Origin of the sequence: Halapricum desulfuricans, from assembly GCF_017094525.1 — an archaeon.
Lineage (GTDB): Archaea > Halobacteriota > Halobacteria > Halobacteriales > Haloarculaceae > Halapricum > Halapricum desulfuricans.
The window spans coordinates 2,077,173-2,090,547 of record NZ_CP064788.1; the positions used below are offsets into that span (position 1 = coordinate 2,077,173).

The following is a 13,375-nucleotide window of genomic DNA, read 5'->3' on the forward strand; positions in this document are numbered from 1 at the left end:
ATTCACCGGGTTTTTATAAGCAATTGCACCCTATATGCGACCGGCACAGGGTAAATCCCCGGAATTTGGAGGAGAAACCGAAGTCCAAGTGGATGCACGTTCGTGCGAAGGGGCGTGGCCTCTCACGGCAATGACCAGGGTTCAAATCCCTGCCGGAGCACTTTTGCGACGAACAAGTCGCGAGTCGCAAATGCGACCCGGGATTTGAGCCACGCGAGTCGCAGCGCGCGAGCGAAGTGAGCGCGACCGTCTCGCCATCGGGTTCAAATCCCTGCCGGAGCACTCCTCGTTTGTGGCGTCTGTGGATTCCCGGGTGCGAGCGACCATACAGAACCCCCTGAACGGGGGCAGCCGACTCACCGTGATCGGGCTATCCCGACTCATACGGACCGGCGTCGCAACGTACCGGTCAGAGCCAACCCCAGAGTCGGCGTTTGCCGAAAATAATCTACAACGGTCCGTGTCATAGTGGTCGCTGTACGTCTGTTCCGGGTTGACCGCACGACGACGCCCGGTCACACCGGTAGATCGTTACAGCAACCACGATCAGTGATGCGATTACAGGGATAACAGGAGGAATCCCACGACTTCAGTCGTGTGGAGGATGTCAAATGGACCAAACAGTAAGGGCCTGCCGAAACAACACCCAGTATGGACCGACAAGACGTTTTCGAGGCACTTCCATCACCAGCCACACACTCGTTTCCGGACTACTCGTTGCCGACGGGCGATCCTGTGTTACCGATCGCGATCACTGCCGACGAGCTGGAGACGCTGTTCGACCTCTACGACCGGTTCGCTGCCGTCGATCCGACCGGAATCGACGACAACCCCGTCCTGAGGGCCTCAACGGAGTTTCTCCAGCAGGCGTTCGGCGCGCCCGCCTATCGACCGGACGACCAGCTCAAAGAGGACATCGCCGCTATGCTCAATGACTTCGCTGACGGGCTCGGCGGTGCGGATATCGGCGTCGTCGACGCGACACCGAAACACCACCAGACGCTGTATTTCTTCCTGACGACGTGCAAAGGGTATCACCTCGCGCCGCATCTCCGGTTTTCGCCATCCGGGGACGGCATCGAGACGCTGTATACCGTCTATCAGCGGGTCGTCGAACAGGACGTGTATCTCAAGCGCCCACAGACAGTCTTCGAGAACGGTTGACCCGGAAGGGACGTACAACGGTCACTATGACGCTTCGACCGGACGAGCCGATGGTCGCGACGGTCAACCATCGCGATCGACACGACGTTCTTCGACCGAACACCAGCAAACCGACTGTCATCGGACGAATTACCGCGTTCAGACGCTCGAAACAACGGCTCTCGTCGATACAGAGACGCAAGCGACCGTCCCGCGTTCGTTCGAAGGGCCGTCAGCGATCGGCGTACGACGGTCGTTGCGCGTATTCGATCGGATCCCGCTCACCGAGATTCTGGAACGCCTGCAGCCGGAGCGCGCACGCGTCGCAGGTGCCACAGGCCGGTTCCTCGTCTCGATAGCAGCTCCACGTGTGCTCGTACGGCACGCCGAGTTCGAGTCCGCGTTCGGCGATGTCCGTCTTCGACCAGTCGACGAACGGCGCGACGATCTCGATCTCGGTTCCGGGCTTCGTCCCGGCGTCGACGACCCCCTGAAACGCCTCGAAGAACGCGGGCCGACAGTCGGGATAGCCGGAGAAGTCCTCGCTGTGGGCACCGATGAAGACAGCCGAACAGTCGTTGGCCTCGGCGTACGAGACGGCCATGGCGAGGAGATTGGCGTTCCGGAACGGCACGTAGGAACTCGGGATCTCGTCGCTATCGAGGTCGGCGTCTTCGACAGCCACCCCCTCGTCGGTGAGGCTGGAGGCCCCGATCGCCGCGAGGTGTTCCGTCTCGACGTGCAAAAAGTCAGCCGCGTCGACGTCTTCGGCCAGCGCCTGCGCACACTCCAGTTCCCTCGTCGCCGTATTCTGCCCGTAGGACGTGTGCAGGAAGTACGGCTCGTAGCCACGGTCGATCGCCTCGTAGACCGCGGTCGCACTGTCCATCCCGCCCGAGACCAGCACGACAGCGCGGTCGCTCATCGCGTCTCACCGTCGGTCCGTGCGATCGCGTCAGTGAACCGCTCTCGCTCCGCAGCGGTCGGCTCACCGACGATTTCCCGGGTCGTCGTGGTCGTTTCCGTCTCGATGCCGCGCATCGCTTCGCACATGTGCGTCGCCGAGATCTCGACCAGTACGGTCCCGGCGTCGAGTTCGTCGGCCAGTCCGCGGGCGATGTCCCGTGTCAGTTCCTCTTGCACCGTCAGTCGCCGGGACTGCCAGCGTACGTACCGGATCAGTTTCGAGAGGCCGACCACCTCGTCGTCCGGCCGGTACGCGACGTGTGCAGTCCCGTGGTACGGTAACATGTGATGTTCACAGAGACTGTAGACCGGAATGCCGGTTTTCACCACGAGATCGCGGTGAGTCGCCTCGAAGGTTCGCATCGTGGGTTTGGCAGCTTGCCGATCGCCTTCGGTCAGCGTTTCGAGCATCTCCGGGATGCGGCGCTGCCAGGTGTCGGTCAATCCGGCCCGGTCCGGGTCCTCGCCGATGGCGTCGAGGACGAGTCTGACGCCGCGCTGGGCTTTCTCGTGGTCGATCCCGGTGGCCGGGTCGGTCTGTATGGGGAGCGATTCGTCAGTCGAGTGGTCGTCGAGTGTCGTGTCGTCACTCATCGGTATGTGCTGTCAGGTTCCGGGGGCGTCGTTCCACAGGTCGACGTGGAGTCGCGGTGTGTAGCGGTAGCCGTACTCCATCGCCAGGTCGGCGACGGTATTTCGCGTCCGATCCAGTTCCGCTCGCGTCGTCCCTTCGGGCATCAGCAACACGTCGTCGTCGGCAACTTCGGTCGTGGTCGTCTCACGGATCCGCGAGAGAAGGCTCTCGATCTCGGCCATGTCCTCCCGATCGGTCACGACGAACTTGAGCTGGTTCGGGTAGGTATCGATCAGCCGGGAGAGTGCGCCGACGTCGATCCGTCGCTGCTCGTGTCGGTCGGCCCACTCGCCGTCGCCCTTCGGATCGCGGCCGACGGTCGGGGTGCTGCTCCGGAGCTTGGGGCTGATGCTTGCAAGGTCGATATGTGCGTCGCGGTAGATCGTGCCGTTGGTCTCGACAGTGGTGTGGTAGCCGCGGTCGCCGAGGCGGTCAAGCAACTCGACGGCCTCGTCGTGGATCATCGGTTCGCCGCCGGTCAACACGACGTGTTCGGCGTCGTAACCCGCGATTTCCTCGAGAATGTCCTCGAGGTCCATCCAGGCGTGGGTGGGCTCCCACGAGGTGTGATACGAGTCGCAGAACCAGCAGCGCAGGTTACAGCCACTGGTCCGGACGAACACCGTCGGGACGCCCGAGAGCTTGCCCTCGCCCTGGAGCGAATAGAACACCTCGTTGATCGGCAACGCGGTGTCGTGCTCGGGGTCAGCCTCGAAGGCGTCGCTGTCGGCGTTGACGGGCATCAGTCGGACGCACAGAGTTCGCTGGTCTCACAGACCTGCACCGAGACGTCGGAGACGGTGTCCGGGAACGCCTCGAGCATCTTCGCCTCCAGTTCGAGGCCCATGACCTCGGCCGTCGGCGGTCGCTCTAGCACGACGACCGCGTCCCCGTCGCCGCTCTGTTCGAAGGCGTCGACCAGCGGGTCGCCCCGCTCGAGCAGGAACTGGTGATCCCACTCGTATAATACCGAAGTAATATCGCCTTTGTCCACGACCCAGCCCTGCTCGGTGAGCTCGCCGGTGACTTCGACGACGAACTCGTAGTTGTGTCCATGGGGGCGTGAACACTTCCCGTCGTGGTCCCGAAGCCGGTGCCCGGTACTGATCCGGATCGGACGGTCCTGTCCGACGACCAGCGTTCGTTCGGCCGTGCTGGTTTCCGTGTCAGACGCAACGTTCTCTTCCGCCAAGACTCCATCAGGCATATCTGGGGATTATCTCGAGAGTACATAAGTCTGTCCAGACCACGCCGAAAGTGGTACGCCGTCAATCGGGTCGATAGCGGATCGGGGAAGGTAAGTCGATCCCGTGTGATGGGGCCACCCATCGATGGACGCGACCGACGACCTTCGGACGATCGGCGTGCTCGGCGGGATGAGCAGCGAATCGACGATTACCTACTACCGTCAGATCGATCAGGGCATCAACGACGCTCTGGGGGGCCACGCGGCGGGCGAGGTGCTGATCCGCAGTGTCAACTTCGGCGAGATCGAGCGCTTCATCCGGACCGAGCAGTGGGACACGGCGGGCGACTATCTCGCACAGGCAGCTCGAGGGCTGGAGGCGGGCGGTGCCGACTTCGTCGTGATGGCGACGAACACGATGCACAGGGTCGCCCCGGCGATCGAACGCGCGATCTCGATTCCGTTCGTGCACATCGTCGACGTGACTGCCGACGCCATCCGTGCGGCGGGCATCGAGACGGTCGGACTCCTTGGGACCCAGCCGACGATGGAGGCGTCGTTCTATCGCGACCGACTGGCCGAGCACGGCATTGACGTCGTCGTCCCGGAACCGACAGATCGGGAGGCAGTCGATACGATCATCTTCGAGGAACTCACCGACGGGATCGTCCGGGACGAATCACGGGAGCGATATCTGGATGTCATCGACGACATGGTGGCTGCGGGCGCGGACGGCGTCGTGCTCGGCTGCACGGAAATCGAATTGCTGATCGAGCAGGCTGATCGGCCGGACGTCCCCCTGTTCGATACGACCGCGCTACACGTCGAGCGGGCGATCGCTCACGGTCTCGGCGAACGGGCCTTTGACGATGAGTGATACTGGTGGCGATACCATTTCGAAATGGCCCGGCACGACGTATGCCGGATATCGTTACGAACGGATAGCCACCAGTATGAAGTGCTGATGCCGGTGGGTGCGTAGCCGGTCGCTCACACGGGCGACCCGACAATTGATGGGTCTCGTCTCCGTAGACGACCCATGGGAATACTGGATCGTCTGCGTCCGGGCAAGCCGGCAGTCCCGGCGGACGCACCCACGCTCTACCGGGCAGACATTGCGACCGACGGCGGAAACGTCCACAGCTTCTCCTACCTGGTCGAAAGCGAGACGGAAATAACGATCGTGTACAACGAGCGGCAGTTCGTCATGCCGAAAGGGGCGACGTTCGTCGTGACCGACACCGGCCAGACCGAGTGGGACGGGCAGCCGATCCACGTGAAATCGATCGCTCCGGTCCGTCCGGAGGAGGTCGCTGACGAATCGACGTACTCGCCCCCAGAGGCACTTCAGGGTGAGTCGATTCCTCCCGTGAACGCGGACGAAGCCCGGTGATGGATAGGACGAGCAGCAGCGAGACAGCAGCGACACCGTTCGCGGCTCTCTCGTTCAGTTGTCAACCTGTCGCGCATACGAGCGTTCAATCGGTTGTCGCCGACGACAGCGTTCGAGGGACCGTCACGGTGACCACGTTCCCGTCGTCGTATTCGAACGTGATCTCTCCGTCGATGAAATTCAGCGACCACGTCACGATCCACAGACCGATCCCCTGACCGTGCTGTAAGGCGGATTCCTCTGTGGACTCGAGCGTGTCGATCTCGATATCCGGGATTCGATCGTTCGTATCTCGCAGTTCGAAACGCACGGTCTCGTCGTCCGTCTCGTGGAGTCGCATCTCCGCGACCGCGTCTCTACTTTCGGTGTGTCTGATCGCGTTGCCGAGCAGGTTCGTCAATACGAGTTCGAGAATTTCCTCGTCTGTTTCGAGGTATCGCTGTGAGACCGTTGCCTCGATATCGACCGTCGCTTCGAGGTGCTGTTCGCGGACGCTGTCCGCGACGCGTTCTGCGAGCGCGACCGGATCGACAGACGACACTGTGAGGTCGCGGTCCTGTACCTGCTGGAAGTCGCGGATCCGCCGGCCGATCGAAAGCAGCTGTTCGTTGGCGTCTCTGATCGTCGCCGCGTGCGACTCGATTGCGGAGTCGGTCGTCTCAGCTTCGATGAGCTCCGCGCGACCCTGTGCCACGTTCAACTGGTTTCGGAGGTTGTGCCTGAGAACACGACCGAGGACGGACAGGCGTTGTTTCTGTCGACGGACAGTCGTGATGTCGTAGAACACGAGCATCTCACCGACGTCGGTGCCGCTGGAGTCGGTGAGCGACGTGAACGAAACGGCATAGACGCTGTTTCGCTTCGCACACTCGAATTCGCCGGTCGACCGAAGCGCGTTCAGATCGGCTCCAGTGAGCGCGTCAACTGACGACGGGAGCGTGACCGCTTCGGCGTCGAACAGCTGTTCGGCCTGCGCGTTCATGTTCACCACCCGTCCGTCCGGATCGACCACGAGCAACGGGTCCTCGAGGTCGTTGAGCGCGCCCCGCTCTGCGGCCCGCTGTGTGGTCGGATTCGTCTCGAACATGTACGTGCCTACGAACGCGTACGCATCGAGCAACACGTGCGGGAGAAACATCGCAGCCGAGAGGTTCAGCGACGGCACCGGGCCGAGTTCGAACATCCACACCCAGAACGCGCCCGCCGGCGGGACGGTACTGAGCGTGACTGCGATCGCTTCTCGCTTGTACAGCGGGCCGTAGGAAACGATCGCGCCGACAAGCAGGAGCACCCCGACGCCCGCGGCGCCGAGCGAGACGATCGCGACGAAATAGCCGATCGGTTGGAGCGTATACTCGACAGTCCGCAGGCCGAACACCGGCGCGAACTGGAACTCCTGCCACAGCAGCGAGTGATACGGACGTGTCACCCCGAGCGCGACCGCCGCGATAGCGGGGACGAACACGCCCGGAAACCACTTCGAGTAAGCGATGTTGGTCCGGCCGGTGTAGACGAGCGCAAACGATAGAAACAGCGGGCCGAGCCACGCGATTCCGATCCACATGAGCGTTTCGGCTGACGCCCGCCAGAGCGGCGCACGCAGGAAGAGTCCGCCCGTATACGCGAACACCCAAAGGGCCTGTGCACCGAGCATCGCCATGAACCACTTCGCGCCGGGTGCGTGACGGTGACGTGACAGGTACCAGATCAGCGCCAGCGTGCCGATACCCGCGGCGAGCGAGAGCAGGACGACGACCCAGCCAGTCTGAGTGATCGAGTCGAGAGGGACAACGGCGCTGGAGACAGCAAGCGCTTGCGTTGGCATCGAAGCGATTGCAATAAGACGCATACTACATAGTAGTTACCGGTCGCCGATCGGACTGGAAAGACGGAACAACTGATGGGACCGCCGTGATTCGAACACGGGTCCGACGCACCCCATGCGCCGAGGATACCGCTACCCTACGGTCCCGCACATGGATCGAATACGGTGTCGTAATTAAGGGTGTCGTTTCGCCCGACGTATGGGCTCCGATCTCAGACCAGTACGCGTTCGAGTTCGACGACGAGACCCGCGTCGGCGTCGGGATCGCCGACGAGACGGCCGAGACACACGGCCGCTCCGTCAGGCGTATAGCAGGCGACCAGTTGTCCGTCGGGAACGTGTGGACAGTCGATCACGCCAGGGGCATACACTGGAGCCCCGGTGGCGACGCTTTCGGCGGCACTCGGGGCGATCGTGACCTCGGGAACGTCCTCGAGCGCCCGCTCGGCCGGCTGGACGACTTCTCGCAGGTGTGTCGGGTCGTCGTCTTCGCGCCACCAGGCCAGCGCGTCGGCCAGGTCGTGCATCGTGACCAGCGAGCGATCGTCGAACGACCCGGTCGCAGTGCGACGGAGATCGCCCATGTGCGCGCCGATACCCAGCGCGAGTCCGATGTCGTGACACAGCTTCCGAACGTAGGTCCCGCTCTCGGACCGCACCCGAAGCAGCGCCTGCCGATCCCGGACTTCGAGGACGGCCAACTCGTGGACCTCGCGGACGCGAAGTCGCCGGGCGACGGCGCTCTTTCGCGGTGGCTTCTGGTAGATCGGAGCCTCGAATTCGGCGACGACCTCGCGCAGATTCTCCGGCGGTTCGCCGTGTAACTCGAGCACCGCAACGTACTCCTTGACGGCGTCGTCGAAGACCTGTGCCATCCGCGTGGCGTCGCCGAGCAACACCGGGAGACAGCCCGTAACCTTCGGGTCGAGCGTGCCGGCGTGGGCCGCCCGATCGAGCTCGGCCATGTCCCGCAGCCAGGCGACGACCTGATGCGCGGAGGGGCCGGGCGGCTTGTCGAGGTTGACGACGCCGAACTCGAGCAGTTCGGCCGGCGAGCGCTCGGACGGTGGGCCACGGGTCATCTCAGAGATCGTACTCGACGTCGGTGATCGGCGTCTTGCCCTCGTCGCCGGTCTCCTTGTACGACTGGACGGCGTGCAGCGTCAGGCTGAGCACGCCTTGGGGATCCCAGCGAGCGGTGTTGATCGACAGGTCGTAGATCGACAGATCGTCGAAGGCGATGTTGTAGTACTCCTTGTACCGATGAGCCTCACTCTCGCCCCGCTCGAGGGTTTCCTCGCGAGCCTGCTCGAAGGGCTTGTTCTCCCGCTGTGAGATCCGTTCGGATCGGACCTCGAGCGGCGCGGACAGCCAGATTTTCAGATCGGCGTAATCGCCGGCCATCCATCCCGCGAGTCTGGATTCGAGGATCACCTCGTCGCGCTCGCGGGCGATCTCGCGCAGTCGCCGGTCGAGATCGCGGTCGATGTCCTCGTCCTCTTCGGCCTGCTTGTTCAGTTCGAGAGGCGTCATGCCGCGCTCTTCGGCGAGATCGCGGAAGATGTCGCCCCCGGAGACGTGCTCGTAATCCAGTGCGTCGGCGAGGCTCGCGGCGAGCGTGCTCTTGCCGCTCCCGGCGGGGCCGGAGACGGTGATCAACATATCCCTACTCGGAGAGTGTGACTCAAAGAGATTGCGTCTCGGCTGCGATGCAACCGTCAAAGGACCGAAACGCGCGCTACGTCAGGTCGGCGACGTCTGGATGTTCAGCGACTTGCGAATGAACTGCGAGAGGCTCATCGAGCAGAGGACGTACCAGAAGATCCACGCCTGCATGGGCCCGATGATACCGGCCTGCCAACTGCTCACCTCGCCGATCAGCGGCATGACGATCACCGTCGAACTCCCGTCGCCGACGCCGACGCCGAGGACTTGCCAGTACACCCACAGGAAGACGGGGATCGTGAACAGCATGATCCAGGGCATCGATCGGAACTGCTGTTTCATCATCCCGAACTGGTCTGTCATCATCTCCATCTGTTCCTCGCGGATCTCATCGAGCGCTTCTTCGTCGTCCTGCTCTTTCGCACGCTGTTCGCGCTCGCGGAGCTCCTGCTGTTTCTCCTGGTAGTCGCTCATCCCGTCGAGGTTCGTCAGCCGATCCTGCAGCAGCGTCGACCAGAGGCCGGTGAGGACCGCCAGCACGAGAATCACGAGATAGAAGGGCATGGCAGCGTCGATCGGCCCGATGACGAGATCGAGGACCCCACCGATCTGGTTGCGGATCGATGGATCCCAGTAACCGACGAAAAACGCAAGCGAGCCGACCAGTGCGATCTTGTCCCAGCTCGACCAGCCGCCGTCGCCCTCTTCGTCGGCCGGTTCGGCGTCCTCGAGCGCGTCTCTGACACCGTCAGGGTCGTCGACGACGAACCCGTCGCCATCGGCGTCGACGAGGATTCCCTTCTCGATGAGACGGCCCCACTGACCGCTCGTCAACTCGTCGCTGACGTCGCTCCATTCGACGACACCCCTGTCCTCGGCGGTTTCGAGGACGGTCTCGATCGCGGCCTCCATGCTGGCGTCCTCCGCGACGAGGGAGTCGATCTTCTGTGCCGTTCGTACCATTGTGGATCTCTAATGTTCCAGCCTAAATCAGGCTTTGCGTTCGATCGCCGTCTCGATGTCGTTCCAGACCCCTTCGAGAGACTGTTCGCCGTCGATCTCGACGAAGTTCTCGCGCTCGCGATAGTGGTCGATCACCGGGGCGGTGTTCTCCTCGAAAACTTCGAGACGGTTGCGCACCGCCTGTTCGGTGTCGTCCTCGCGGTGGATCAGCTCGCCGCCGCACTCGTCGCAGACGCCTTCCTCCTCGGGCGGGTTGAATTCGACGTGATAGTTCGCGCCGCAGTCGTCACAGACGCGCCGACCCGTGAGTCGGTCGACGAGTTCCGCCTCGCCGACTGACAGCGAGATGACGACGTCGAGATCAGTCATGTCCTCGAGCTGTTCGGCCTGTTCGAGGTTGCGCGGGTAGCCGTCGAGCACGAACCCGTCGGCGGACGTGAGCGCCTTTTCGACGATCGCGTTGACGACGGCATCGGGAACGAGCTCGCCCTGATCCATGTACTCGCCGGGCGTGTCGTACTCCGTGTCCATCTCGGAGATGTCCATCTCCTTGTTCGAGCGGAGCGCGTCGCCCGTCGTGACGTGTTCGACGTCGAACTCCTCGGCGATGTTACTCGACTGTGTGCCCTTGCCAGCGCCCGGTGGCCCGAGCAGCAGCACGCGTGGCTTGCTCATGGGCGTCGCTTTCGCGTCGGTGGTTAAAGGGTTGTCCAAACGCGCCCGAAACCGGAGTAGCTGACTGTCCCCGGAAAGGGGACCGTTCGGAACGTCTTAACCGCTCGCCGCCGAATGGCGATCGATGAGTGATCTCCTCGTCCGCGCCGCCCGCGGTGAGCGGACCGAACGGCCCCCAGTCTGGCTGATGCGCCAGGCCGGCCGACACATCCCGGAGTACCGTGAGATCCGCGAGACCCATTCGTTTGTCGAGGCCGTCACCGATCCCGACGTTGCCGAGCGGATCACGCTGTTGCCCTGGGAGCGATATCGGACGGACGGACTGGTCATGTTCTCGGACATCCTGACGATTCTCGAACCGCTGGGCTTTCAGTACCACATCGAATCCGGCGTCGGACCGGTGATAGAAAACCCCGTCTCGGGACCTGACGACCTCGATCGAGCGCGCGAACCGATCGCCGAGCGACTCGACTACGTCGGCGACCTGCTGGACCGTCTCGACGATCGGGTCGGCGATCGGACCTCGCTGATCGGCTTCGCCGGCGGTCCGTTCACCCTGGCCTCGTACGCGATCGCCGGCGAGCCCTCGCGCAACCAGCTCCCCGCGCGCAAGTTCCGTCTCCAGCACCCCGAAGCGTTCGAGCGACTGCTCGATCTGTTCACCGAGGCTGTCGCCGAGTTCCTGCAGTATCAGGTCGCCCACGGGGCGGACGTCGTGCAACTGTTTGACACCTACGCCGGCATCTTGCCGCCGGCCGACTACGAGCGCCACATCGTTCCCCGCCACCGAGAGATCGTCGCGGCCGTCGACGCGCCGACGATCCTGTTCGTCCGGAACATGAACGGGCGCCTCGAGCAGCTGGCCGCGGCCGATCCCGACGTAGCCGGGCTCGACTGGACGGTCGAGATGAGCGACGCCCGCGAGCGACTCGGCGATCTCGGCGTGCAGGGCAATCTCGATCCGTCCGTGCTGTTCGCCGACCGGGAGACGATACGGGAGCGCACCCGGGAGATCATCGAGGCGGCCGGTCCACGGGGTCACGTGCTGAATCTCGGCCACGGCGTTGATCGGGAAACGCCAGTCGAGAGCGTTCAGACGTTCGTCGAGACGGCGAAGAACTTCCAATGGTGACCTGCATACAGCGACCGCAGGGAGCCGTTTCACTCGACCGAACGGTAGCGCGGTCGCTTCGCGACCGCGGAAAGCCGAGCGGCGAAGCCGCGAGGCAGTGAGGTCGAGGTCGTTTTTCCCCACGTTTTTGCGAGGAGAGGTTCCCGCAGGGCCGAAGGCCCGAGGAAACCCGACGAAGTAAAAAGTGGCGTCGAGACGGCGAAGAACTTCCAATGGTGACCTGCATACGGCGACCGCAGGGAGCCGTTTCACTCGACTGGAATGAGGGGCGTCCGAAGTGACGGTTTTGATCCGATTATGAGTGGAAGTGTGTCGGCCTAGTACGGTCTATTCTTATCGTCCGTCCAGAAACGGCCGCCAGACCTTCATCGTAGTAAATTAGTATTCAATTTCACTCCTATTCATTTCACCTGATGCTTAAGTGTATCCAACCCGTAGTCGTTAGTGTGTCAGACAAGACCGGATCGCAACTGACTGCGGATATACAACCCCTCCAATCATGTCTACTATGAACAATCGCCAGGAAAGCGGCCGATCGTACGTTATCATCGGTGATGGAATCGCCGGTAGTTCTGCAGCTGAGATCCTCGCCGAGGAGACTGATAGTGCGTCGATTACAATACTCTCGGCCGAATCCGAGCCGCTCTACAACCGCATTCTTATCAAGGAGTACGCGAAGGGCAAGCTCCCGAGAGACGTCGTCGAGATCCACGACCAGTCCTGGTACGACGAACGCGGGATCGACCTGCGTCTGGACACGCGCGTGCAGACGGTCGAGACGGGCGAGAAAACGGTCGTCACTGCCGACGGCGAGCGCATCGCCTACGACGAACTCATCGTCGCGACGGGCGGAACCCCGCGTCAGCTCCCGGTCCCGAACGGGTCGGCGGACGGCGTCACGACGTTCTGGACCGTCGAGGACGCGGCCCGGATCCGCGAGCAGGCGTCGGAGGCCGAGACCGGGGCGATCGTCGGCGGCGGGCTGCTCGGGATCGACTACGCGGCCGTCGCGGCCGCTCAGGACGTCGAAGCCCACTACCTGATCCGGGAGGACCGGTGGTTCGCGCGTGCGATGTCTCCTGCGGGCGCGGCGATCGTCCACGACGCGTTGCGCGAGCGCGGGGTCGAACCCGTCTTCGAGACGACCGTCGAGGGGTTCGAAACCGATCCGGAGGGTCGCGTGGCCGCGACCGTGACCGAGGACGGCCGCACGTATGACAGCGATTTCGTCGGCGTCGCCATCGGGACGGAGCCGAACACGGCGTTCCTCGAAGACACCCCGGTGACGCTGGACGGTGGCGTCGTGGTCGACAGCCACCTCCGGACAGGTGTTGAGTCCGTCTGGGCGGCGGGCGACGTCACGCGCTATTACGACGAACGGTTCTCGACGCACCTCTCGAATGGGACCTGGGAGAGTGCCGCCACGCAGGGCGAACTCGCGGCCAGAAACGCGCTGGCAGACGACAGTGGCGACCCCTTCGAGACCGTCCCCTCGTACACGGTCAATCACTTCCCGTTCCCGATCGCGTCGTTCGGCCATCCGTCGCTCGGGGACGCCTACGTCGAGCGGACCTACGGCGAGCGGGAGTGGCGGCGACTCGCGTTCAGAGACGGGATGCTCGTCGGCGGCGTGTTGATCGGCGACCTCGCGCCGCTCAAGCCGCTCAAAGAGCTCACTGCAAGCGGCGCACGCGTCCAGCATCGCGCACCCGCGCTGCTCGCCCAGTCGTTCGACGGCCTGACCGTCGAGCAGGCACCGACTCCGGTCTCCTCGGACTGATACAGATCGCTGG

The 13,375-nt window shown here is 63.3% G+C and carries 14 protein-coding genes, 1 tRNA gene and 1 pseudogene; 6 read left to right on the forward strand and 10 right to left on the reverse strand.

The features are described 5' to 3' along the window. The first annotated feature begins 651 nt into the window (after positions 1-651). The gene (locus HSR122_RS10680; protein WP_229109784.1) at positions 652-1,164 is read left to right on the forward strand and encodes a hypothetical protein; all 513 of its coding nucleotides are present in this window, start codon (positions 652-654) and stop codon (positions 1,162-1,164) included. A gap of 72 nt (positions 1,165-1,236) precedes the next feature. Next, a pseudogene (locus tag HSR122_RS10685) lies at positions 1,237-1,348 on the forward strand (IS5/IS1182 family transposase); the annotation flags it as partial. A gap of 27 nt (positions 1,349-1,375) precedes the next feature. On the opposite strand, the gene queC reads toward HSR122_RS10685, so the two are convergent. Genes queC through HSR122_RS10705 form a run of 4 tightly spaced genes read right to left on the reverse strand, consistent with a single transcriptional unit; the run spans position 1,376 to position 3,950 of the window. After that, complete coding sequence (queC, locus tag HSR122_RS10690) at positions 1,376-2,068, reverse strand: 7-cyano-7-deazaguanine synthase QueC (RefSeq protein ID WP_229109786.1); 693 nt, start codon at positions 2,066-2,068, stop codon at positions 1,376-1,378. Further along, the gene (folE, locus tag HSR122_RS10695; protein ID WP_229109787.1) at positions 2,065-2,703 is read right to left on the reverse strand and encodes a GTP cyclohydrolase I; all 639 of its coding nucleotides are present in this window, start codon (positions 2,701-2,703) and stop codon (positions 2,065-2,067) included. Before folE ends, queC begins: the two co-directional genes overlap by 4 nt. 12 nt (positions 2,704-2,715) lie before the next feature. Further along, positions 2,716-3,486 (reverse strand): 7-carboxy-7-deazaguanine synthase QueE, encoded by a 771-nt coding sequence (locus tag HSR122_RS10700; protein WP_229109789.1) that lies wholly within the window; start codon positions 3,484-3,486, stop codon positions 2,716-2,718. Further along, positions 3,486-3,950, reverse strand: a complete 465-nt coding sequence (locus tag HSR122_RS10705) for a 6-pyruvoyl trahydropterin synthase family protein (RefSeq protein WP_229109791.1) — start codon at positions 3,948-3,950, stop codon at positions 3,486-3,488. The genes HSR122_RS10700 and HSR122_RS10705 overlap by 1 nt, the downstream gene beginning before the upstream one ends. Before the next feature lie 124 nt (positions 3,951-4,074). On the opposite strand from HSR122_RS10705, the gene HSR122_RS10710 reads away from it, so the two are divergent. Both HSR122_RS10710 and HSR122_RS10715 read left to right on the forward strand, forming a co-directional pair. Continuing rightward, entirely contained in the window at positions 4,075-4,806 is a 732-nt protein-coding gene (locus HSR122_RS10710; protein WP_229109792.1) for an aspartate/glutamate racemase family protein, read from the forward strand. A gap of 162 nt (positions 4,807-4,968) precedes the next feature. Continuing rightward, positions 4,969-5,322 carry a hypothetical protein gene (locus tag HSR122_RS10715; RefSeq protein ID WP_229109794.1) on the forward strand — a complete coding sequence of 118 codons (354 nt, stop codon included), beginning with the start codon at positions 4,969-4,971 and terminating at the stop codon, positions 5,320-5,322. A gap of 85 nt (positions 5,323-5,407) precedes the next feature. Here HSR122_RS10715 and HSR122_RS10720 read toward each other — a convergent pair whose 3' ends face one another. The 6 genes from HSR122_RS10720 to HSR122_RS10745 form a co-directional block, all read right to left on the reverse strand. Next, on the reverse strand, positions 5,408-7,147 hold the full coding sequence (locus tag HSR122_RS10720; protein WP_229109796.1) for a sensor histidine kinase: 1,740 nt from the start codon (positions 7,145-7,147) through the stop codon (positions 5,408-5,410). Positions 7,148-7,223: 76 nt separating this feature from the next. Next, positions 7,224-7,294 (reverse strand) — tRNA-Pro (locus HSR122_RS10725). 65 nt (positions 7,295-7,359) lie between these two features. Then, entirely contained in the window at positions 7,360-8,229 is an 870-nt protein-coding gene (locus HSR122_RS10730; RefSeq protein ID WP_229109797.1) for an RNA-guided pseudouridylation complex pseudouridine synthase subunit Cbf5, read from the reverse strand. Between the two features lies 1 nt (position 8,230). Further along, on the reverse strand, positions 8,231-8,809 hold the full coding sequence (cmk, locus tag HSR122_RS10735; RefSeq protein WP_229109799.1) for a (d)CMP kinase: 579 nt from the start codon (positions 8,807-8,809) through the stop codon (positions 8,231-8,233). Between the two features lie 81 nt (positions 8,810-8,890). Continuing rightward, positions 8,891-9,775 carry a DUF106 domain-containing protein gene (locus tag HSR122_RS10740; protein ID WP_229109800.1) on the reverse strand — a complete coding sequence of 295 codons (885 nt, stop codon included), beginning with the start codon at positions 9,773-9,775 and terminating at the stop codon, positions 8,891-8,893. 27 nt (positions 9,776-9,802) lie between these two features. After that, positions 9,803-10,450 carry an adenylate kinase gene (locus tag HSR122_RS10745; protein ID WP_229109802.1) on the reverse strand — a complete coding sequence of 216 codons (648 nt, stop codon included), beginning with the start codon at positions 10,448-10,450 and terminating at the stop codon, positions 9,803-9,805. Positions 10,451-10,574: 124 nt separating this feature from the next. On the opposite strand from HSR122_RS10745, the gene hemE reads away from it, so the two are divergent. Together hemE and HSR122_RS10755 are read left to right on the forward strand one after the other, a co-directional pair. Beyond that, the gene (gene hemE / locus HSR122_RS10750) at positions 10,575-11,582 is read left to right on the forward strand and encodes a uroporphyrinogen decarboxylase (RefSeq protein ID WP_229109804.1); all 1,008 of its coding nucleotides are present in this window, start codon (positions 10,575-10,577) and stop codon (positions 11,580-11,582) included. A gap of 499 nt (positions 11,583-12,081) precedes the next feature. After that, the gene (locus tag HSR122_RS10755) at positions 12,082-13,362 is read left to right on the forward strand and encodes an NAD(P)/FAD-dependent oxidoreductase (protein WP_394355525.1); all 1,281 of its coding nucleotides are present in this window, start codon (positions 12,082-12,084) and stop codon (positions 13,360-13,362) included. Positions 13,363-13,375: the final 13 nt, after the last annotated feature.